Annotated in this window: 15 protein-coding genes and 3 rRNA genes; 4 read left to right on the forward strand and 14 right to left on the reverse strand. The window is 66.9% G+C overall.

The window, feature by feature from the left end:
- Nucleotides 1-61 precede the first annotated feature (61 nt).
- Together BBK82_RS08575 and BBK82_RS08580 are read left to right on the forward strand one after the other, a co-directional pair.
- Nucleotides 62-775: an NUDIX hydrolase gene (locus BBK82_RS08575; protein WP_065914519.1), complete on the forward strand. Its 714-nt coding sequence runs from the start codon at nucleotides 62-64 to the stop codon at nucleotides 773-775.
- Nucleotides 776-784: 9 nt separating this feature from the next.
- On the forward strand, nucleotides 785-1,315 hold the full coding sequence (locus BBK82_RS08580; RefSeq protein WP_154697193.1) for an NUDIX hydrolase: 531 nt from the start codon (nucleotides 785-787) through the stop codon (nucleotides 1,313-1,315).
- On the opposite strand, the gene BBK82_RS08585 is transcribed toward BBK82_RS08580, so the two are convergent.
- Genes BBK82_RS08585 through BBK82_RS08590 form a run of 3 tightly spaced genes read right to left on the reverse strand, consistent with a single transcriptional unit; the run spans nucleotide 1,296 to nucleotide 2,571 of the window.
- On the reverse strand, nucleotides 1,296-1,796 hold the full coding sequence (locus BBK82_RS08585; protein WP_237048095.1) for an NADAR family protein: 501 nt from the start codon (nucleotides 1,794-1,796) through the stop codon (nucleotides 1,296-1,298). The two genes, BBK82_RS08580 and BBK82_RS08585, sit on opposite strands and share 20 nt — an antisense overlap.
- A gap of 18 nt (nucleotides 1,797-1,814) precedes the next feature.
- The gene (locus tag BBK82_RS51520; protein ID WP_170067888.1) at nucleotides 1,815-1,976 is read right to left on the reverse strand and encodes a hypothetical protein; all 162 of its coding nucleotides are present in this window, start codon (nucleotides 1,974-1,976) and stop codon (nucleotides 1,815-1,817) included.
- A gap of 55 nt (nucleotides 1,977-2,031) precedes the next feature.
- On the reverse strand, nucleotides 2,032-2,571 hold the full coding sequence (locus tag BBK82_RS08590) for a hypothetical protein (RefSeq protein WP_065914521.1): 540 nt from the start codon (nucleotides 2,569-2,571) through the stop codon (nucleotides 2,032-2,034).
- A 136-nt stretch (nucleotides 2,572-2,707) separates the two neighbouring features.
- Here BBK82_RS08590 and BBK82_RS08595 point away from each other — a divergent pair, with 136 nt between their 5' ends.
- Complete coding sequence (locus BBK82_RS08595) at nucleotides 2,708-2,941, forward strand: hypothetical protein (protein WP_065914522.1); 234 nt, start codon at nucleotides 2,708-2,710, stop codon at nucleotides 2,939-2,941.
- Between the two features lie 49 nt (nucleotides 2,942-2,990).
- Here BBK82_RS08595 and BBK82_RS08600 read toward each other — a convergent pair whose 3' ends face one another.
- From BBK82_RS08600 to BBK82_RS08625, 6 genes are all read right to left on the reverse strand, one after another.
- Entirely contained in the window at nucleotides 2,991-3,923 is a 933-nt protein-coding gene (locus tag BBK82_RS08600; protein ID WP_065914523.1) for an NADP-dependent oxidoreductase, read from the reverse strand.
- Nucleotides 3,920-6,814, reverse strand: a complete 2,895-nt coding sequence (locus tag BBK82_RS08605; protein WP_065914524.1) for a bifunctional [glutamine synthetase] adenylyltransferase/[glutamine synthetase]-adenylyl-L-tyrosine phosphorylase — start codon at nucleotides 6,812-6,814, stop codon at nucleotides 3,920-3,922. The genes BBK82_RS08600 and BBK82_RS08605 overlap by 4 nt, the downstream gene beginning before the upstream one ends.
- A 26-nt stretch (nucleotides 6,815-6,840) precedes the next feature.
- Entirely contained in the window at nucleotides 6,841-7,026 is a 186-nt protein-coding gene (locus tag BBK82_RS08610; RefSeq protein ID WP_065914525.1) for a hypothetical protein, read from the reverse strand.
- Nucleotides 7,023-8,156 carry an inorganic phosphate transporter gene (locus tag BBK82_RS08615; protein WP_065914526.1) on the reverse strand — a complete coding sequence of 378 codons (1,134 nt, stop codon included), beginning with the start codon at nucleotides 8,154-8,156 and terminating at the stop codon, nucleotides 7,023-7,025. Before BBK82_RS08615 ends, BBK82_RS08610 begins: the two co-directional genes overlap by 4 nt.
- A gap of 86 nt (nucleotides 8,157-8,242) precedes the next feature.
- Nucleotides 8,243-8,998, reverse strand: a complete 756-nt coding sequence (locus BBK82_RS08620; protein WP_065914527.1) for a type 1 glutamine amidotransferase — start codon at nucleotides 8,996-8,998, stop codon at nucleotides 8,243-8,245.
- Between the two features lie 25 nt (nucleotides 8,999-9,023).
- Nucleotides 9,024-9,470 (reverse strand): rhodanese-like domain-containing protein, encoded by a 447-nt coding sequence (locus BBK82_RS08625; protein WP_065914528.1) that lies wholly within the window; start codon nucleotides 9,468-9,470, stop codon nucleotides 9,024-9,026.
- 80 nt (nucleotides 9,471-9,550) lie between these two features.
- Here BBK82_RS08625 and BBK82_RS08630 point away from each other — a divergent pair, with 80 nt between their 5' ends.
- Nucleotides 9,551-10,003, forward strand: coding sequence for an Lrp/AsnC family transcriptional regulator (locus BBK82_RS08630; RefSeq protein WP_083267873.1), 453 nt, complete (start codon nucleotides 9,551-9,553; stop codon nucleotides 10,001-10,003).
- A 154-nt stretch (nucleotides 10,004-10,157) separates the two neighbouring features.
- Here the strand turns inward: BBK82_RS08630 and BBK82_RS08635 are convergent, their stop codons facing one another.
- The 5 genes from BBK82_RS08635 to BBK82_RS08655 all read right to left on the reverse strand — a co-directional run bounded on the left by BBK82_RS08635 (nucleotide 10,158) and on the right by BBK82_RS08655 (nucleotide 21,089).
- Nucleotides 10,158-10,982 (reverse strand): GNAT family N-acetyltransferase, encoded by an 825-nt coding sequence (locus tag BBK82_RS08635; protein WP_065914530.1) that lies wholly within the window; start codon nucleotides 10,980-10,982, stop codon nucleotides 10,158-10,160.
- Nucleotides 10,983-11,929: 947 nt separating this feature from the next.
- A 5S ribosomal RNA gene (gene rrf / locus BBK82_RS08640) occupies nucleotides 11,930-12,046 on the reverse strand.
- An 89-nt stretch (nucleotides 12,047-12,135) separates the two neighbouring features.
- Nucleotides 12,136-15,218, reverse strand: a 23S ribosomal RNA gene (locus BBK82_RS08645).
- A 342-nt stretch (nucleotides 15,219-15,560) separates the two neighbouring features.
- A 16S ribosomal RNA gene (locus BBK82_RS08650) occupies nucleotides 15,561-17,077 on the reverse strand.
- The 16S, 23S and 5S rRNA genes sit together here, the layout of an rRNA operon.
- Before the next feature lie 481 nt (nucleotides 17,078-17,558).
- Nucleotides 17,559-21,089 carry an FkbM family methyltransferase gene (locus tag BBK82_RS08655; RefSeq protein WP_065914531.1) on the reverse strand — a complete coding sequence of 1,177 codons (3,531 nt, stop codon included), beginning with the start codon at nucleotides 21,087-21,089 and terminating at the stop codon, nucleotides 17,559-17,561.
- Nucleotides 21,090-21,094: the final 5 nt, after the last annotated feature.

Consider the following 21,094-nt stretch of genomic DNA (forward strand, 5'->3'; position numbering starts at 1 on the left):
GGAGATATCATTCCGCGCACGTTTCCCCAGGTCAGCAACGCTCTGAGAGGAAGTGTCCGGCATGTCCGACCGCACGAGGCCGATACCCACGGTTGCCATCGCGGTGGACCTGGCGGTGCTGACGGTCCGGGACGGCTCGTTGCAGGTCCTGCTGGTCGAACGCGGCATCGAACCGTGGCGCGGGCTGCAGGCGCTGCCGGGCGGGTTCCTCGACGACGAGGAGGAGGACCTCGACACGGCGGCGGCACGGGAGCTCGCCGAGGAGACCGGGCTCGATCTCGACCAGGTGCACCTCGAACAGATGCGGACCTACGGCACCCCCGGCCGCGACCCGCGCGGCCGGGTGGTCGCGGTGTGCTACCTCGCGTTCATCCCGGACCTGCCGTCGCCACACGCGGGCGGCGACGCCCAGGCCGCCGCCTGGGTTCCCGCGCAGACCGTGCTGGAGCCGGGCACCCGGCTGGCCTTCGACCACAAGCGGATCGTCGCCGACGCGGTCGAACGGGCCAGGAGCAAGATCGAATACACGACGCTCGCCACCCGCTTCTGCCCGCCGGAGTTCACCGTCGCCGAGCTGCGCCAGGTCTACGAGATCGTCTGGGGCGAACCGCTCGACCAGCGCAACTTCCACCGCAAGATCACCGGTGCCGAGGGCGTGCTCGTGCCCACGGGTGAGCAGACCACCCGCCAGGGCGGCAGGCCGGCGGGACTGTTCCGGGCCGGTCCGGTGACCACTCTGCATCCGGCCATGCTGCGCCCGACCAGGGCGTGGTAGAGGTTCAGCGTGACAGAGTGGACGGTGCACGGCACGCGCCGCGTGTACGAGTCGGAGTGGATGAGCGTCGACCTCGACGACGTCGAGATCCCCCAAGGCGAACGCTTCGAGCACCACGTCCTGCGCCTGCCGCACCCCTCGACCGGTGTCGTGGTCACGGACGCCGACCGGGTGCTGCTGCTGTGGCGCCACCGCTTCGCCACCGGCGCCTGGGGCTGGGAGATCCCGGCCGGCCGGTGCGAGGCAGGTGAGGAACCCGCGACCAGCGCCGTCCGCGAGGTCGAGGAGGAAACCGGCTACCGGGTCGGGAGGCTCGAGCCGCTCATCACCTTCAACCCGCTGGCGGGCGTCAGTTCGCACGTCACGCACATCTTCGAGGGCACGGACGCGCGCAGGACCGGGGAGCACGACCCCGCGGAGGCCGCGAAGGTCGAGTGGGTAGCGGCCGATGACATTCCGCGGTTCATCCGAAAAGGACTCGTGCCGGACGGGATCACGTTGGCGGCGCTCAGCACCTACCTCACGTTGCGCTCAACGTAGCGCGCACCGACATGAGGGCCTCGCCGAGCAGGTTCAGGCCCTGCCAGGACGCCGGGTCGAGGGCGCGGGGGTCGTCGGCGGCCAGGCCGATGCCCCAGATGCGGTCGAGCGGGCTGGCCTCGACGAGCACGCGCGAACCGGTGGTCAGCAGGTAAGAGGCCAGCGGCGGGTTCTGGCCGAACTTGGCCAGGTTGCCGGCGATCACGATGTCCAAGCGGGCCGCGTCCCACGTGTCCGAGGAGAAGCCGGATACCACGCGGCCCAACGCCTTGGCCTCGCCGGGAGAAGAAGCGGCCAGGACGCGAGCAGCCACGGCGGTGTCGTCGAACAGCAACGCTTTGCGCCACATCATGTAGTGCTCGGCGGACGCAAAGCGTTGCCCTTCGACGTCGAACGTGCACGGCCACCATTGCGAGAGGCAGCCGCGGCCGACGGAGCCGTCGCGTTCGGGCTGGTGGCCCCAGAAGAACAGGTACTTCACCAGGCCGACGGTAGACGGCTAGCGGTTTTGGTTCCCAGTGGTTTCCTCCGAGGTGGGCATCTCCGGCTCGCGCCACTCCTGGGAGCGCGTGGGGCCGTTGGCGCGCAGCTCGTTGGCCAGCTCCTGCTTGAGCTGGTCGTCGCGTGCGAAGCCGTGCTGGTCGCTTCCGCGCTGGGTCATGTGCACCTCCGGGTGTTGAGCTCGTCAGGAGGCGTACCCAGCCAGGGGCCGACCATCACTTCGGGAGTGGAATCCCGGGGACCGAGACGGAGGCGCCGGTCGGGGCGAACTGGCCGGAGATCGAGGAGAACGTCAGCGTGAGCGAGTTCACACCTGCGCCGACCTTCTCGTCGAGCACGACGGTGCCCGAGGTCTTGCCGCCCTGGGTGACGAGGCCGTCCCACTTGCTGCTGGAGGCGGCGTAGGTCCGCTTCAGGTCGTCGAGGACCGCGATGCCGTCGACGGGGAGGGTCATGCGGGCTTGGGAGGCGTTCGTGGCGGTGACGAAGAGTTTGACGCGGCCGTTCGCCGCCTCCACTCGGGTGACCTCGATCGTGATCATGCCGCGCTGCTGCTTGAACGAGCCGGTGGTGACCTTCACGTCGGCTGACGGCTCGGTCGTCTCCAGTGCGGCGTCCGGTGTCTCGAAGCCGTTCGTCGTGGTCGTGGTCGCCGTGATGTTGGGCTGCGCTGCCGAATCGCTGCCGCTCAGTGCAAACTGGATCACACCGAGTGACGCCAGCACACCGGCGGCGACAGCCGCGATGGCGATCACGGTCTTACCTCGGCGCGTGACCCTGCGATGCTGCATGACTTCCTCTGCTCGACCCCGCGACAAAACACAGCTCCCCCACTGAGCGCAGCCAGTCTCATCTCGAATGGGTGAAACGTCAATGCGCTAGGGTCCGCGCGTGTCTGAAGATGTCGCCGAGTTCACGGCCCCGCAGCTGCTCACCACCCAAATCGTCGACTCCGCCGCCGAGGCGATCGAAGCGGTCCAGGCCGCTGACGTGCTCGATCTCGGTGTGCGGGTGTACAACCGCCTCGTTCCCGACGCCGAAGACGGCGAGTCGCTGGACGAGGAGTGGGTCATCGAGGTCTACAGCAACGCACCCGCGGTCGACCCCGACCAGGACGAGGACTGAGCAGCACAACGGGGGCACACCGGCCAGGCGTGCCCCCACCCTCGTCCTGCTAGACCGTCAGCACCACCTTGCCGCGCACGTGCCCGCCTTCCAGCAACCGGTGTGCCGCAGCGGCTTCCGCCAGCGGGAACGTCCGCTGCACCTCGACCTCCAGCTCGCCGGAGGCGACCAGGTCGGCCAACCACTGCGTCTGCGCCGCGTCAGGCCGCGCCCACGTGTTCGTCACGCCGTGCTCCAGCGCCCGCTGCCCGTCCACAATGGACGTCATCCGCGCCCGGTCGCGCACCAGCCACAACGACTGGTCGAACGCCACCCCGCCGACGTTGTCGACCACCGCGTCGACCTTCCCGTCCCCGCCCACGAGCTCGGCCACCGCGTCGACCAGCGCGTCGCCGTACGCGACGGGCTCGGCGCCCAGGGAGCGCACGAAGTCGTGGTTGCGCGGCGACGCCGTCCCGATCACCCGCGCGACACCCAGTGCCCGCGCGATCTGCACCTGCAGGTGACCGACACCGCCCGCGGCCGCGTGTACCAGCACGACGTCGCCCTCACCGGCGCCGACGGCCTTCAGCGACTGCAACGCGGTCAGCCCGGCCAACGGCAGCGCGGCCGCCGTCACGAAGTCCACAGTGGACGGCTTGCGGGCCACCATGCGGTCCGGCAGCGAGATCAGCTCGGCGTAGGCACCGAACTGCACGTGGTCCTTGCGCGCGTACGCGAGCACCTCGTCGCCGGGCTGCCAGTCGCGCACGCCGATCCCGACCGCGCGCACCACCCCGGCCACGTCCCAGCCGGGGATCAACGGCGTGTGGTGCGGCATCAGCCCCCGCAGGTAGCCGGCGCGGATCTTGAAGTCCACCGGGTTCACCCCCGCGGCCCTCACCTCCACCAGCACCTGGTCCGGGCCGAGCAGCGGATCCGGCAGGTCCCGCAACGTCATGACCTCGGGGTCACCGAACTCGGTGAGCGCAATCGCCTTCACAGTCCCTCACCGTAGAAGACACGCTCCGCGACCGCACGCGCACGCCGGGTGGTGCGGCGGTACTCCTCCAGGAACTCACCGGGATCCCCACCGGGCGGGTACCCCATGACCGACGCGACCGCCACCAGGTCGCGCCCCGAGGTCGGCAGCTGGTCGGACGCCTTGCCGCGCACCAGCGTCACCGCGTTGCGCGCGTGCGTCGCGAGGTTCCACGCGGCGGTCAACGCCGACGCGTCCTCCTGCGACAACAACCCCGCCTCGACCGCGGCCGCCATCGCGACCATTGTGGACGGTGTGCGCAGACCGGGCACCGCGCCGGAGTGCTGCAGCTGCAGCAGCTGCACGGTCCACTCGACGTCCGCGAGCCCGCCGCGGCCGAGCTTGGTGTGCGTGCTCGGGTCGGCACCGCGCGGCAGCCGTTCCGCGTCGACCCGCGCCTTGATCCGCCGGATCTCCCGCACCGACGCCGCGTCCAGCCCGGCCGCCGGGTACCGCAACGGCTCGATCAACGCCTCGAAGTCCTCGCCCAGCGCGGCGTCTCCCGCGATGCACCGCGCCCGCAGCAGCGCCTGCTTCTCCCACACCTCGGCCCACTTGCCGTAGTAGGCGCGGTAGGAGTCCAACGTCCGCACCAGCGGTCCCTGCCGCCCCTCCGGCCGCAGGTCGGCGTCCACCTGCAGCGGCGGGTCCTGCGACGGCGCGCCGAGCAGCCGCCGGATGTTCTCCACGATCCCGCTCGCCCACGTCGCCGCCTCGGCGTCGGTCACGCCCTCGAACGGCCGGCACACGAACATCACGTCCGCGTCCGAGCCGTACCCGAGCTCCCGGCCACCGAGCCGGCCCATGCCGATCACCGCCAGCGCCGCCACCGGCTCACCGGCCGACCGCACCGCCGCGTCGAGCGCGCTCTGCAGCACCGCCACCCACACCTCGGACAGCGACACGCACACCGTCTCCAGCGGCATGAGACCCAGCAGGTCCGCCGCCGCGATGCGCAGCAGCTCGTGCCGCCGCAACGACCGCGCCGCCGTGACCGCCCGCGCCAGCTCCGGGTGCCGCGACACCGCGCTGCGCAGCGGGTTCCCGACCGTGAACGGATCACGGCCGACCAACGCCTCGGTGTCGGCCAGCAGCCGCAACACCTCCGGCGCGCGCACCAGCAGGTCCGGCACCAGCTTGGACGTGCCGAGCAGCACGGCGAGCCGTTCGACGACGGCTCCCTCGTCCCGCAACAGCCTCAGGTACCAGGGCGTTTCCGCGAGCGCCTCGGACACCTTGCGGTAGGCGAGCAGCCCTCCGTCCGGGTCGGGTGTGCCGGCGAACAGGTGCAGCAGCACCGGCAGCAACGCACCCTGGATCCGGGCACGCCGGGACATGCCGTGCGTCAACGCCTGGATGTGCCGCAACGCGCCGTCGGGCGAGGTGTAGCCCAACGCGGCCAGCCGGGCCACCGCCTCCTTGGTGGTGAGCCGCAACGCCTCGGTCGGCACACCCGCGACGGCCTGCAGCAGCGGCCGGTAGAACAGCTTCTCGTGCAGCCGCCGGACCTGGTTGGCGTGCTTGCGGAACTCCGCGAGCAGCACCTGCCCCTCCGACCGCTGCCCGTCCGCGGCCAGCCCGACCGACCGCGCCAGCCAGCGCAGCGCCGTGACGTCGTCGTCGGCCGGGAAGAGGTGCGTGCGCAGCAGCCGCTGCAGCTGCAACCGGTGCTCCAGCGTGCGCAGGAACCGGTAGGACCGCCCGAAGTCCGCCGCGTCGTCGCGCCCGACGTACCCGCCCTTGCCCAGCGCGGCCAGCGCCGCGGTCGTCGCCTGGATCCGCAGCTCCTCGTCCGAGCGACCGTGCACGAGCTGCAGCAGCTGCACCGCGAACTCGACATCGCGCAGCCCGCCGCGGCCGAGCTTCAGCTCCCGTTCGGCCAAGCCGGTCGGCACGTGGTCCTCGACCCGGCGCCGCATCGCCTGCACGTCCTCGACGAAGTTCTCCCGCTCGGCCGCCGTCCACACGTACGGGCGCACCACGTCGAGGTAGGACTGGCCGAGCTCGGCGTCACCCGCGACCGGCCTGGCCTTGAGCAACGCCTGGAACTCCCAGGTCCGCGCCCACTTCTTGTAGTAGGACGCGTGCCCGTCGAGCGTGCGGACCAGCGCGCCCGCCTTGCCCTCGGGCCGCAGCGCCGCGTCCACCTCGAAGCACGACTGGCCGGCGATCTGCATCATCGAGCTGGCCAGCCGGGTCGCCACACCCAGGTCGCCCTCGGCCACGAACACGACGTCGACGTCGCTCACGTAGTTCAGCTCGTTCGCGCCGCACTTGCCCATCGCGATCACCGCGAGCCGGCACTTCTCGGTACCACTGACCTTCTCCGCGGCCAGCTCCAACGACCGCCGCAACGCCGACACCGCGAGGTCGGACAGCTGCTCGGCAACCGTGTCGTACGGAACGTACGGCAGCTCGGGTTCGACCACGTGCGCCAGGTCGTTGGCCGCGATGAGCAGCAGTTTCGCCCGGTACTCGATGCGCAGGACACCCTCGCCCGGCAACGTCACGTCGACCTCGTCGGTGAGCGACCGCCAGCGTTCGGGGTTCGCGACGAGGAAGTCCGACAACGCCGTGGACGAGCCGAGCACCGCGAGCAGCCGGCCGCGCACCACGACGTCGGAGTGCAGGTCGGCGGAGAGCGCGTCCCAGTCGGCAACGGCTTGGAGCCGCTCCAAGCCGCGCAGCGCGAGGTCCGGATCAGGGCAGCGGGCGAGCGCGGCGAGCACCGGTTCGGCGCCGTCGGCGGGACGGCGGTCAGCCCACAGCCCGAGGCCGCGCAGCACTTCCTCGCTGCGCGGTTCGGTGAGCCCGAATCTGGCTGGTGACGCGGCGCGGACTGGTTCGCTCATCACGAACCAACCTAGTCGTCGTGGTGCTAGAACACGATCAGGGAGAGGCCGTAGAGCACGACCGCGACACAGCCGGCGAAGCTCGCGTACGCGCCGGCCTTCTTGTCACCCGACAACGCCCGGATCCCGACGACGAACAACGTCACCACGAGCACCGTGACGATCAGCGTGGCCCCGAAGACCTGCACCAACGCCATCCAGTTGACCGTCATGCCGCCACCTTGTGCAGCTCGGCCTGCGCGGCCACCTCGTCCACGATGTGCTCCGGCTTGACCGGCTCACGACGGGACAGGATCCAGATGCCGAGCGACACGGCGCTGCCGATCACCGCGACGCCGATGACACCGGCGGTGCCGCTGGAGGCCCACTTGCCGGCGATGGCGCCGACGATGCCCGCGGCGGGCAGCGTGAGCAGCCAGCCCGCGGCCATCTTGCCCATGGTGCCCCACTTGACGCCGTGCCGGTCACGGCCGAGGCCGGAGCCCATGATGCCGCCGGACGCGACGTGCGTGGTGGACAGCGCGAACCCGAGGTGGGAGGACGCGAGGATCGCCGTGGCGGTCGAGGTCTGCGCCGCGAAGCCCTGCGCGGGCTCGATGGTGGTGAGGCCGCGGCCCAGGGTGTGCGTGATGCGCCAGCCGCCGAGGTAGGTGCCGAGCGCGATCGCGACACCGGCGCTGACGATCACCCAGGTGGGCGGGCCGGAACCGGGCGCGAGCGAACCGGAGGTGATCAGCGCGAGCGTGATGATGCCCATCGTCTTCTGCGCGTCGTTGGTGCCGTGCGCGAGGGAGACGAGCGAGGCGGACGCGACCTGGCCGACCTTGAAGCCGGTGTGCGAGACGCGCGAGTCGGCCGCCTTCTTGAGCCGGTAGACGACGATCGTGGCGATGGCCGCGACCAGACCGGCGACCAGCGGCGCGACGATCGCGGGCACCAGCACCTTGTCGACGACCTTCGCGAAGTGGATGGCGTCCACACCGGAGGCGACCCACGCGGCACCGATCAAGCCGCCGAACAACGCGTGCGACGAGCTCGACGGCAGACCCACGTACCAGGTGACGAGGTTCCACATGATCGCGCCGACCAGTCCGCCGAAGATGATGGCCGGCGTGATCTGGGCGTCGTCGACGATCCCGCCGGAGATGGTCTTGGCCACCTCGACGGACAGAAATGCGCCGACGAGGTTCAGAACCGCCGACAACGCGACCGCCGTGCGGGGCTTGAGAGCACCGGTGGCGATGGAGGTGGCCATGGCGTTGGCCGTGTCGTGGAACCCGTTGGTGAAGTCGAAGATGAGAGCAGTGACAACAACGATGATCACTACAAGTGCGGGATCCACACTGATCCTCCGGCTGGATCGAACAAGCTGTCCAGGAGGTTACGGTACCGCCAACGGAGGATGTCTTAAAACCTACGAAAGTAACGTCACACCAACGGAAGTTGTGTGCCCAAACGCCCCACTGGCGACAGTTCTCCTCGTACGAGCTGGGCGAATCGGGCGACGAACGGCCGCCAGACCTCTTCGATGTCGCGGTGCGCCTCTTCCAGGAAGTCCCGGTCGAAGTGCTGCGGCCGGGCGCACGCCGCCGCTTCCGGATCCTTGTCGGCCCAGTGCAAGACGATTTCCGGAGTGGTCTCGATGTGGAACTGCAGGCCGTAAGCACTCGTTCCGACCCGAAAGGCCTGATTCGGGTATTTCGGGGAAGCGGCGAGCAGTTCCGCACCCGGCGGCAACAGGTGGACTTCGTCACTGTGGAACTGCACGACATCAGGCGTGAACGGGAGATCCGCGAACAACGGGTCGTTTCCGGCGACATCCCGTTTCGCCACGAGCAGGATCCCGACCTCCGGCCCCTGCGGCCCCTTCCGCACCTGCCCGCCGGTCGCCGCCGCGAGCAGCTGCGCACCGAGGCAGATCGCCAGCGTCGGCAGCCCCTTCGAGACCGCGCTCGACAGCAGTTTGCGCACGTCGGCGAGCCACGGGTGGTCGAGGTCGTCCAACGCCCCCATCTCGCCGCCGAGGCAGATCACGCCGTCGTACCCGTCGAGCGTGGCAGGCGCCGGCGCCTCCCGCAGCATGACGAGGTCGAGCTCGACGCCCTCCGCCGCCAGCCAGGTACCGAGCTTGGCCAGCGGGTCGGACTTCGAGGGCTGCAGCACGAGCAAACGCGGAGAAGTCACATCCGAGAGCGTAGGTGGGGCGCGCTCAGCAATGACACGCGACCTGCGAAACAGTCCCAGCGGAACCACTCGCCGTGACCAGCCCGGATCCCTCGACCGGATAGCCGGCCCGCTCCCACGCCGTGATGCCGCCAGCCAGCCGCTTCACCCGGTAACCGCGCTGAGCCAACGCGAGCGCGCCCTTCGTGGCGGCGTTGCACTGGAAGCTCTCGCAGTAGCAGACGTAGACCAGACCGGGATCGAGATCCACCCGTTCGGGCAGGTCGCGGTAGGACAGGTTGATCGCACCGGGGATGCGCTTGGCCGCGAACGCCTCGGGGCTGCGCGTCTCGACGAGCACGTACCCCTGGGTGTCACCGGCGAGCATGTCGCGGTACACGTCGTCCGGGTCGGCCTCGAACGCGAGCTCGGCGGCGAAGAAGCTGGCTGCGGTCTGCGGGTCGGCGGCGGGGAAGCGCAGTGTGTTGGTCATGCCGTTGATCCTGCTGGCCCACTCTGCCGTGGGACATGCGGAAGTCCAGGCGTTCCGGTGCTTCTGCCTATGATTTCCAGGTGGAGATCGACGCCCTGGACTGGAAGATCCTCGAGCTGCTGCAGCAGGACGGCCGCATGTCGTTCACCGCGCTGGCCCGCGAGGTGTCCCTGTCCGCACCGGCCGTGACCGAACGCGTGCGCCGGCTGGAGTCGCTCGGCGTGATCACCGGCTACACCGCGGTCGTGTCCCCGCCCCGCCTCGGCCTGCCGATCGAGTCGATCGTCCGGGTCCGGGTGCGCTCGCTCGACACACCACGGTTCCGCTCGCACGTGCTCGCGCTGCCGCAGGTCCGCGACGCCGACCACGTGACCGGCGACGACTGCTGGCTGCTGCGCGTGGTGTGCCGGTCGATGGTGGAGCTCGAGGAGCTCGTCGAGGTCATGCAGCGGTACGGCGACACGACGACATCGCTGGTGTTCTCGTCGCACGTGCGGAACCGGCCGGTGGAGTCGGCGCTGTTCGGCCAGTAGGGCCTGTGTCGAAGTCCGGTTCGACGGGAGTCGGGCCTGAGGTGGTTCCTGGCGATGCGGACGAACAGCCCGCATACCGGTCCGTGGGCTGTTCGCCCGTGCCCTGGGGCCGCCTCAGGCCCGGCTGCCGCGAACACGGATCTCGACACAGGCCTCATTCCCAGCGGTACTCCGACCAGTCGGAGACGTACCGGAAGCCGATGCCCTGGTAGACGGAGTTCGCGGTGGGGTCGTTGAGATCGGCGGTGAGCACGACGTGGGCGGCGCCCTCGCGGTGGGCCCACTGGCTGACCGCGGCGGTGGCGGCGGCCGCGTAGCCATGCCTGCGGTGGTCCGGCGGGGTGTAGACCGGGCCGACCCGCGAGACGCCGCCGACGGGGGTGGTGCTCGCGGCCCACGACACCGGGACGCCGTCGACCAGCCACAGCACGTGCCCGGCGGACATCCAGCGGCTGTCGGCGGCGCGGCGTTCCGCATGGTCGCGGTCCACGCCGTCGAGCTCGGCGACGAACTCGACCCACCAGCGCGTGACCAGGTCGTCGTCGGCCGGGGTGGCGAGGCGGGACTCGCCGGGGACGTCCGGGACGACGAGCTCGCCCAGCCGGTAGAGCCGCAGCACGTAGGTCTCGCGGCCGCCGTCGCGCCATGACGCGCGGAAGGCGTCGACCCGGTCCTTGGGACCGGTGACCTCGGTGAGGTCCGGGGTGTCGGACTGCCGGCGCAGGGCCTCCGCCACGACCGGGGCCGCGGCCGGTGGCATGGCGGCGACGTGGAGCGGGCGACCGTCCACTCTGGTCACCGCGCCGACCACGGTTCCGTCGTTGTCGTGCAACGAGATCAGCGTGGCGGCGGCGCGGACACCGCGCTGGACCGCGTCGATCGCGGTGAGATGCACGCTGTGGTTGACGGGATCCGCGTCGAGGAACTCGCCGGCGACGGCCACGAAGTCACGGATGTCGTTGTGCGGTAACGCTTTCACCAGAACTCCCCCAAGTCGTTGAGTGGTTCGTAGCCGATCCGCTGATCGAGTTCGGGATCGGGTTGGTCAGGTCCGCGAAGAGGAGGACCTTGGTGGTGCCCCTGTCCAGGGTCCATTGGCTGGCCGTCTCGCTGACTGCGGCGCCGTAGCCGTGCCTGCGGTGGTTCGGTGGTGTGTGGACGGGTCCGGTGCGGGACATGCCGGTGTGCGGGACGCTCGCGACCGCCCAGGCGACCGGGGTGCGGTCGACCTCCCGCCCAGGAAGTGGCCATTGCCGAGCCGTGGCTCACTGCGCACAACCTCGGTCGTCTGCAGCGAGCCGCGCACGGCCTCGGTTGTCTTCTCGGCCGGTGCCTCGGGGGCGGCTTCCGCGGTGAACGCGTGGCGCCAGGCGCCGAGGAGCTCGAGTTTCTACGTCGTGCTCGGTGGCGGGGCGGGCGGAACCGGCGACGGCCGGCGGGGCCAGGGTGCCGAGTCGGGAGAGCCTGGTGCTCAGGGACTCGACGTAGTCGTGGCCGGGTGCTGTGGCGAGCGCCTCGGACCTGTCTCTCGGGCCGGTGACGCCGGGTGCGTCCGGGGTGGTCTCGGCAGCGGTTCGCGCCGTCAGGTCCACCGCGGTGACCGGGAGGTCGGCTGGCTGGAGTGGCCTGGGTGGTGGCGTGCAGGCCGGCGGTTCGATCACCTCACCATTCTTGAGGAAGGAGGCGGGTTCGGGAGGTGCTCGGGCGGTTTCTTCGTGATCATGGGTGCCCCTCTCGCGATTCCATATTTGGCGGCGAAGATGACCATGAGGTTGGGACGGGTTGAGGTCGTGCAATGAGGAGACGGCCGGCTGCGGGGATCGGGACAGGGTTCACCTGATCGGGCGAGGCCGGGTGGTGGAGACAGCAGAAGACCCCTGAGGGGAGCACTGGTGTGCTCGACCCTCAGGGGTCTTCTGTACGTAAGTTCGGCGGCGACCTACTCTCCCACACCGTAACCAGTGCAGTACCATCGGCGCAGAAGGGCTTAACTACCGGGTTCGGAATGGGACCGGGTGTTTCCCCAACGCTATAACCACCGAAACACTATGAAATTACAACCAGCAACCCCGCGGGGTCGCGATCGGTTCTGGTTGTTCTTCCAGAACCGCACAGTGGATGCGTAGCGTCTTTGTAACAAGTCCTCGGCCTATTAGTACCAGTCAGCTCCAACCGTTACCGGTCTTCCACCTCTGGCCTATCAACCCAGTGGTCTAGCTGGGGGCCTTAACCCACGAAGGGTGGGATACCTCATCTTGGAACGAGCTTCCCGCTTAGATGCCTTCAGCGGTTATCCCTTCCGAACGTAGCCAACCAGCAATGCTCTTGGCAGAACAACTGGCACACCAGCGGTCCGTCCGTCCCGGTCCTCTCGTACTAGGGACAGCCTTCCTCAAGTATCCTACGCGCGCGGCGGATAGGGACCGAACTGTCTCACGACGTTCTAAACCCAGCTCGCGTACCGCTTTAATGGGCGAACAGCCCAACCCTTGGGACCTACTCCAGCCCCAGGATGCGACGAGCCGACATCGAGGTGCCAAACCATGCCGTCGATATGGACTCTTGGGCAAGATCAGCCTGTTATCCCCGGGGTACCTTTTATCCGTTGAGCGACCACGCTTCCACAAGCCATGGCCGGATCACTAGTTCCGACTTTCGTCCCTGCTCGACCCGTCAGTCTCACAGTCAAGCTCCCTTGTGCACTTGCACTCGACACCTGATTGCCAACCAGGCTGAGGGAACCTTTGAGCGCCTCCGTTACTCTTTGGGAGGCAACCGCCCCAGTTAAACTACCCACCAGGCACTGTCCCTGATCCGGATCACGGACCGAGGTTAGACATCCAATACGACCAGAGTGGTATTTCAACGATGACTCCACAACCACTGGCGTGGCCGCTTCACAGTCTCCCACCTATCCTACACAAGCCGAATCGAACACCAATACCAAGCTATAGTAAAGGTCCCGGGGTCTTTCCGTCCTGCCGCGCGTAACGAGCATCTTTACTCGTAATGCAATTTCGCCGGGCCTGCGGTTGAGACAGTCGAGAAGTCGTTACGCCATTCGTGCAGGTCGGAACTTACCCGACAAGGAATTTCGCTACCTTAGGATGGTTATAGTTACCACCGCCGTTTACTGGCGCTTAAGTTCTCAGCTTCGCCCTTGCGGACTAACCGGTCCCCTTAACGTTCCAGCACCGGGCAGGCGTCAGTCCATATACATCGTCTTGCGACTTCGCATGGACCTGTGTTTTTAGTAAACAGTCGCTTCTCGCTGGTCTCTGCGGCCGTCTCGCCCTAGCCCGCAAGAGGCTTCAAGCGCTACGGCCCCCCTTCTCCCGAAGTTACGGGGGCATTTTGCCGAGTTCCTTAACCACAGTTCGCCCGATCGCCTCGGTATTCTCTACCTGACCACCTGTGTCGGTTTGGGGTACGGGCCGCGTGAAAGCTCGCTAGAGGCTTTTCTCGGCAGCATGGGATCACTCTACTTCGCCTCAATCGGCTACGCATCACGTCTCAGGATATGTGAAGCACGGATTTGCCTATGCTTCTCCCTACACGCTTGCACCAGTACTACCACTCACTGGCGGAGCTACCCTCCTGCGTCACCCCATCGCTTGACTACTACAAGTTCAGGTCCCGCGCTCCACTTACCCCTAGATCCCGAAGGATCATCGGAGGGCTTCGGGCGGTTAGTATCACAAGGTTCATCATGGGCGCGTTCACACGGGTACGGGAATATCAACCCGTTGTCCATCGACTACGCCTGTCGGCCTCGCCTTAGGTCCCGACTTACCCTGGGCGGATTAGCCTGGCCCAGGAACCCTTGGTCATCCGGCGGACGAGTTTCTCACTCGTCTTTCGCTACTCATGCCTGCATTCTCACTCGCATAGCGTCCACGGCTGGATTCCTCCGCCGCTTCAACCGCTACACGACGCTCCCCTACCCATCCCGAGACAAGCTCGAAATGACACAGCTTCGGCGGTGTGCTTAAGCCCCGCTACATTGTCGGCGCAGGACCACTTGACCAGTGAGCTATTACGCACTCTTTAAAGGGTGGCTGCTTCTAAGCCAACCTCCTGGCTGTCTGTGCGACCCCACATCCTTTCCCACTTAGCACACACTTAGGGGCCTTAGCTGGCGTTCTGGGCTGTTTCCCTCTCGACTACGAAGCTTATCCCCCGCAGTCTCACTGCCGCACTCTCACACCACGGTATTCGGAGTTTGGTTGATTTCGGTAAGCTTGTGGGCCCCCTAGACCATCCAGTGCTCTACCCCCGCGGTGAAACATACGACGCTGCACCTAAATGCATTTCGGGGAGAACCAGCTATCACGGTGTTTGATTGGCCTTTCACCCCTAACCACAGCTCATCCCCCAGGTTTTCAACCCTGGTGGGTTCGGGCCTCCACGCGGTCTTACCCGCGCTTCACCCTGGCCATGGCTAGATCACACCGCTTCGGGTCTAGACCACGCGACTATGACGCCCTATTCAGACTCGCTTTCGCTACGGCTACCCCACACGGGTTAACCTCGCCACGTAGCACTAACTCGCAGGCTCATTCTTCAAAAGGCACGCCGTCACCCCTAAAGGCTCCGACGGATTGTAGGCACACGGTTTCAGGTACTATTTCACTCCCCTCCCGGGGTACTTTTCATCTTTCCCTCACGGTACTAGTCCGCTATCGGTCACCAGGGAGTATTTAGGCTTAGCGGGTGGTCCCGCCAGATTCACAGCGAATTTCACGAGTACGCTGCTACTTGGGAACACTCTAAACAGACGCTACGTTTTCGAGTACGAGGGTTTCACTCTCTACGCCCGTGCTTTCCAGACACGTTCCTCTAACGATGCGTTTTCTGACTGTTTGCCAGTTCGGCAGAACTGACCAAGAGGTCCCACGACCCCGCGAATGCAACCCCTGCCGGGTATCACACAGACGCGGTTTAGCCTCATCCGCTTTCGCTCGCCACTACTCACGGAATCACGGTTGTTTTCTCTTCCTGCGGGTACTGAGATGTTTCACTTCCCCGCGTTCCCTCCACATACCCTATGTGTTCAGGTATGGGTGACCCCACATGACTGGGGCCGGGTTTCCCCATTCGGAAATTCTAGGATCTCAGCTCGGTTGACAGCTCCCCTAGACTTTTCGCAGTCTCCTACGTCCTTCATCGGCTCCTGGTGCCAAGACATCCACCGTATGCCCTTACTAACTTGCTACAAAGATGCTCGCATCCACTGTGCAGTTCTCAAAGAACAATCAGAAACCCCTGCGCCACTGCGTGATGCCTACCAACCTCGACGGCCGGCGGTTCATCCGCGGCAAGAGCCCGATCACCGAAAGACACACAAAGCGTGTTCTCTCAGGACCCAACAGCGTACCGATCTGTTCACTCAGCCCTCACTGGACCTTTCCACGCGGCGAACCGCAGTACTCACTCCAGCGACAACTGTGTGTCGAGCCAGCCAGCATCCACTAATGAGCCCTACCTCGCTGAGCGAGTGCAGGTTCTGACTACCGCTCGGAACGTTTGCCCGAGATCGGTAGTAGATGCTCCTTAGAAAGGAGGTGATCCAGCCGCACCTTCCGGTACGGCTACCTTGTTACGACTTCGTCCCAATCGCCAGTCCCACCTTCGACCGCTCCCCCCATTGCTGGTTGGGCCACGGGCTTCGGGTGTTACCGACTTTCGTGACGTGACGGGCGGTGTGTACAAGGCCCGGGAACGTATTCACCGCAGCGTTGCTGATCTGCGATTACTAGCGACTCCGACTTCACGGGGTCGAGTTGCAGACCCCGATCCGAACTGAGACCGGCTTTATGGGATTCGCTCCACCTCACGGCTTAGCAGCCCTTTGTACCGGCCATTGTAGCATGTGTGAAGCCCTGGACATAAGGGGCATGATGACTTGACGTCATCCCCACCTTCCTCCGAGTTGACCCCGGCAGTCTCCCATGAGTCCCCACCATTACGTGCTGGCAACATGGAACGAGGGTTGCGCTCGTTGCGGGACTTAACCCAACATCTCACGACACGAGCTGACGACAGCCATGCACCACCTGTGAACCAGCCACAAGGGAGCCCTCATCTCTGAGGATTTCTAGTCCATGTCAAGCCCAGGTAAGGTTCTTCGCGTTGCATCGAATTAATCCACATGCTCCGCCGCTTGTGCGGGCCCCCGTCAATTCCTTTGAGTTTTAGCCTTGCGGCCGTACTCCCCAGGCGGGGTGCTTAATGCGTTAGCTGCGGCACGGAGGACGTGGAAGTCCCCCACACCTAGCACCCACCGTTTACGGCGTGGACTACCAGGGTATCTAATCCTGTTCGCTCCCCACGCTTTCGCTCCTCAGCGTCAGTATCGGCCCAGAGACCCGCCTTCGCCACCGGTGTTCCTCCTGATATCTGCGCATTTCACCGCTACACCAGGAATTCCAGTCTCCCCTGCCGAACTCAAGTCTGCCCGTATCGACCGCAGGCTCGGGGTTAAGCCCCAAGTTTTCACGGCCGACGCGACAAACCGCCTACGAGCTCTTTACGCCCAATAATTCCGGACAACGCTCGCACCCTACGTATTACCGCGGCTGCTGGCACGTAGTTAGCCGGTGCTTCTTCTGCAGGTACCGTCACTTGCGCTTCGTCCCTGCTGAAAGAGGTTTACAACCCGAAGGCCGTCATCCCTCACGCGGCGTCGCTGCATCAGGCTTTCGCCCATTGTGCAATATTCCCCACTGCTGCCTCCCGTAGGAGTCTGGGCCGTGTCTCAGTCCCAGTGTGGCCGGTCACCCTCTCAGGCCGGCTACCCGTCGTCGCCTTGGTAGGCCATTACCCCACCAACAAGCTGATAGGCCGCGGGTCCATCCCATACCGCCGGAACTTTCCACCACTGATCATGCGATCTGTGGTCGTATCCGGTATTAGACCTCGTTTCCAAGGCTTATCCCAGAGTACAGGGCAGGTTACCCACGTGTTACTCACCCGTTCGCCGCTCGTGTACCCCGAAGGGCCTTACCGCTCGACTTGCATGTGTTAAGCACGCCGCCAGCGTTCGTCCTGAGCCAGGATCAAACTCTCCAATAAGGATTGTGTTTGATCGCTCCAGACGGAATATGTCTGGCATCAATCTGTTCTACTCAAAGGAACTACCTCGACGAGGAGGTAATTCATATATTACTGGCTGTGTTATCGGCACGCTGTTGAGTTCTCAAAGAACACGCGCTCACCGGTTCCAGTCTCCGTTTCCGGAGGCTTTCTCTCGGGGCTTGTGTTGAAAGCTTAGCTCGTTCGTTTTCGCTTTGTCAAATCGCTGTTTCCGGCGATTCAGGCTCTGCTCAAACTTGCTTCGCATTCAGTTTTTGGCTTAGTTCAGAAGTTATCCGAGTGGCTTTCCCGGTGTCAAATCGGGGTCGTTTTCCGATCCCGGACAGCACGTTAGGCCGTTCATTTACTTCTGGGGGTTTGACGCCGTGATACTTTACCCGGCCCGTTCCGCGGTGTCAACCGCTCGTTCCGGGGGTCTCGCTGGCGACCCGGAGAAAGTTACTCACCGGGACGATCAGTGTCAAATCGCCTGGTCAGCGGGCTGCTTGATCGGCACGGACGGCGGCGGAGCAGCCGGCTTGGCGCCGACCGGACGCGGTCGCAGCCACAGGGTGACCGAACGCAGACCCTCCATCGCACGCACGATCTGCTCGGGAGAAGCGGCCTGACGGGTGGCCAGCGGCACCAGGTCGTAGCCCCAGATGCCGAACTCCTTGAGGACCGTCACCGGATCGTCACCGAAGTCGGCGGTCGCGGTGGCGGAGAACTCGAGGAACACCTGCGGGCGGTCCCGGCGCAACAACCGCACCAGGCCGGCCAGCGCGCGATGGCCGCGACCGGGCGTGTCGACGCGGACGACGGAAAGCTTCATCCCCTGTGCCAGGGCGATCTCGTCGAGCTCCTTGTCGAGCCGCACCGCGCGCACGCGTGGGACGTCATCGCCGGCGTCGGCCGGCAACGGCGACACGGACACACCGCCGGTCAAGGTCGGTGCGGCCGCGAGCTCGCCCGCGCTCTCCCACGCGGCGCCCTCGATCACGGTCATCCGCGCGGCCACCGCGGCCGGCAGGTTCGCCGACACGTTGTGCCTCAGCAACGCCGCCGCACCCGGATCGGGCTCGACGGCGACAACCGCGCCCATCAGCCCGAGGCGGGACAACACGCGAATGGAGTGGTAACCGACGTACGCACCGATGTCGAGGAAGATGCCGTCCGGCTCCACATTCGAGTCGAGCACCTCGGCGAGGTCTGGCTCCCACACGCCGTTGGACGACAACAGCGGCAACATGAACGCGTCGTCGGAGGGCAGGCGCATCATGCCCGCGTCGCACAACACCAGTGAGCTGCGCACCCCGGGCACGTCAGCGGACTTCTCGTGCTGGCGGACGACCACCCGGCGCAACGCGTCGGCGGTCTGTTGTGCGTGGTGAGCGGCGCGGACGGCGGCGTCGAGCCGGGTGTCGCGCTCGCGGAACACCTCGACGACCTGCGACTCCAGGGAGTCGATCCGGTCGAGGGTGCGGTCGAGCGCCACGGTCAGCTTGTCGATCCGCTCGGCCAGCACGTCGTTGGTCTTGGCGCGCTTGGCGGCCTCGGCGACGACGGCGTCCTCGATGTCGCGCAGCCGCCTGCCCTGCCCGGCCATGTCGGCGCGGACCCGGACGACGCCGTCGTCGACGCCGACGAGCTGGTCGACGAAGTGGGACTGGCGGGCGGCGACCTGCTCGACCTCGGCGCGCAGCAGTTCGAGCTCACCGGCGCCGACGCCGGCCCTCAGCGCGTCCTGCCGGTTGACCAGCTCGGACACTGTGCGCTCGACACCGTCGACGAGGGTGTGGAGCACTTCTCGCATGTGGTTGTCGTAGTGGTCCAACGCGCGCAACATGACCTTGCGCAGCGCGGGTGCCATGGGCGTTCGATGCGCGGATCCCACGTCGGGCTGGCGCAGTAAAGCGTGCTTGGCCGACTGCAGGGCGAGCAGCGGGTCGATCTCGGGGCGCGGTTTCGGCCTGCGTGCCCGCCATCCCCGATAGGAGTGTTCGACGCGCTCACGCAGAAGCTCGCCAACGCGCGCGATGGACCGCACGGACAGCACGTGCTCACGGGCGGCAACGCCCAGTGCCGCCGCGGTGCCCAGGTCGTCGGCCAGCGACCGCATCAACTTCGCGGCGGCCTGCACGTCGGGTTCGGAGCCCTGGTGGCACGGCACGAGCACGGCGGTCTTGCCGAACAGCTCGGCCACCGCGCCGTGGTCGGACGCCAGCACGGGGATGCCCCGCACCGCGAGCTCGGCCAGGCGCAGCGCGATCCGGTCGTCGGCGCCGGCGCGGTGCAGCGACACCACGACGTCGGCGGTCTGGCACACGTCCAGGTCCTCGACCAGGGAGATCCGCTGGTCGGACGACGTGGCCAGGCGCAGCCGCTCGGCCGCCTCGGGGTGTTCGAACGCCCCGGACACGGCGATCTGCAACGAGACGTCCGTGCGATCAGGGAACGCGCTCAAGAACGCCGACACCGCACCTAGCACGTTGCCGGGCCTGTCCAGCGCGTGGTCCGCGACAGCCGCGAACACCACCACCGAACCGGGCTCGTGCTCACGTGCGCCTGTGTCGTGCACCGGCACCGGGACCGCACGCACGATCGGTCCGCCGATGCGTTCGGCGGCGGCACGCGACGACTCGGAAGGCACCCACAGCTCGTTCACGCCCCCGCGGTCGTCCGCGGGTGAGGCGTCCAGCGCGATGTCGACGACGAACCGGCCGTCGGGCACCTCGTAGTCGTCGGACGTGCGCACGACGACGGGGTAACCGGCGGAGTCGGAGACCGGCAGCCCGGACGCCCGTGCGGCCGCCAGCACCAGCTCGTACAACGGCCCGTTGCCGACCACCGACACACCGAGCTGGTCCAGCAACGCCGGGCCCTCGGACCGTGGCTGCGGCACGGCGGGCACGGGCAACCGCCCGGACGCCACGCCCGCACCGGCACACCACTCGCGCCAGGCCTCGAAATCAGCACCGAACGGCGCGGGGAACTGCTGCTGCAGCGCGCTGTCGGCACGCCACACGGCGTCCGCCCACCGCGTGCCGCCTTGCTCGGTCTGCTCGCACGCCCAGATGAGGAACCCACCACCACCGTCCTCGCCGAACGCGGGCAGCGGTGTCGGCACGGCGGCGCGGTAGTCGGCGCGCAGCTCGGACGGGATGACCGTGCCGTCGACCAGCGCACCGAAGCGGTACGGCACCGGCGCCGTGGTCCAGCCGCAGCGCACCAGTTCGGCGCGGTAGGCCGTGCACAGCTCGGCGACCAGCGGGTGTTCGGAGAGCAGCACGCGCGGCCGTTCGACGAACTCGGCCGACAGCATCCACGGCCGCAGCGGGTCGAAGCCCGCGAAGTGCATGGTCAGCAGGTCGTCGCCGAGGACCGTCAGCGTGCCCGACTCGGAGCGGTGCAGCGGCCGGTCGGCGACGTTCCAGACCGACAACCCGATCCGTGCGTCGCGCACGACGTGGTGCGGCACGATCGCCGGCATGTCCAGCGCGCCGAGGTAGGGCTCGGCGCCGGGGCCGACCGCGATGAAACCGGGGTCGAACGCGCCGTGCTCGTGCAGCTCCCACGGCCCCGGCTGCAGCCCGTCGTCCGGCAGCGGCCGCAACGTGCGCGGCAGCATCACCACCGGCGCCGTGCGCAGCGCTTCCAGCACGACCTTCGTGAGCGAGCCGAACACCTGCACGCACGGGTCGAGGTAGAGCACCGGCATGCCCTGCTGCAGCAACGCCTCCAGCAGCCGCGGCAGCATCGCCGCCTTCAGCTCGGCCGCTTCGCGCGCGGTCGCCAGCACGTGCAGCTCGAGCTCGGACACCCCGATCTCGAGCGGCGTGATGAGCCCGGGACCGGCGTGCTCCGGCTGCGCGTCGACGATGAGCGCGACGAACCTGCCCTCGGGGTGCTCCGCGAGGAAGGAGTTGGACAGCACCTTGACCGCGGGCAGCTCCGCCGCCGTGGCGACCGTGCACGCGCAGATCGTCGGCTGGAACTCGGGTACCTCTGTCACGGAGA

This window comes from Lentzea guizhouensis, assembly GCF_001701025.1.
In the GTDB taxonomy this organism is placed as follows: Bacteria; Actinomycetota; Actinomycetes; order Mycobacteriales; family Pseudonocardiaceae; genus Lentzea; species Lentzea guizhouensis.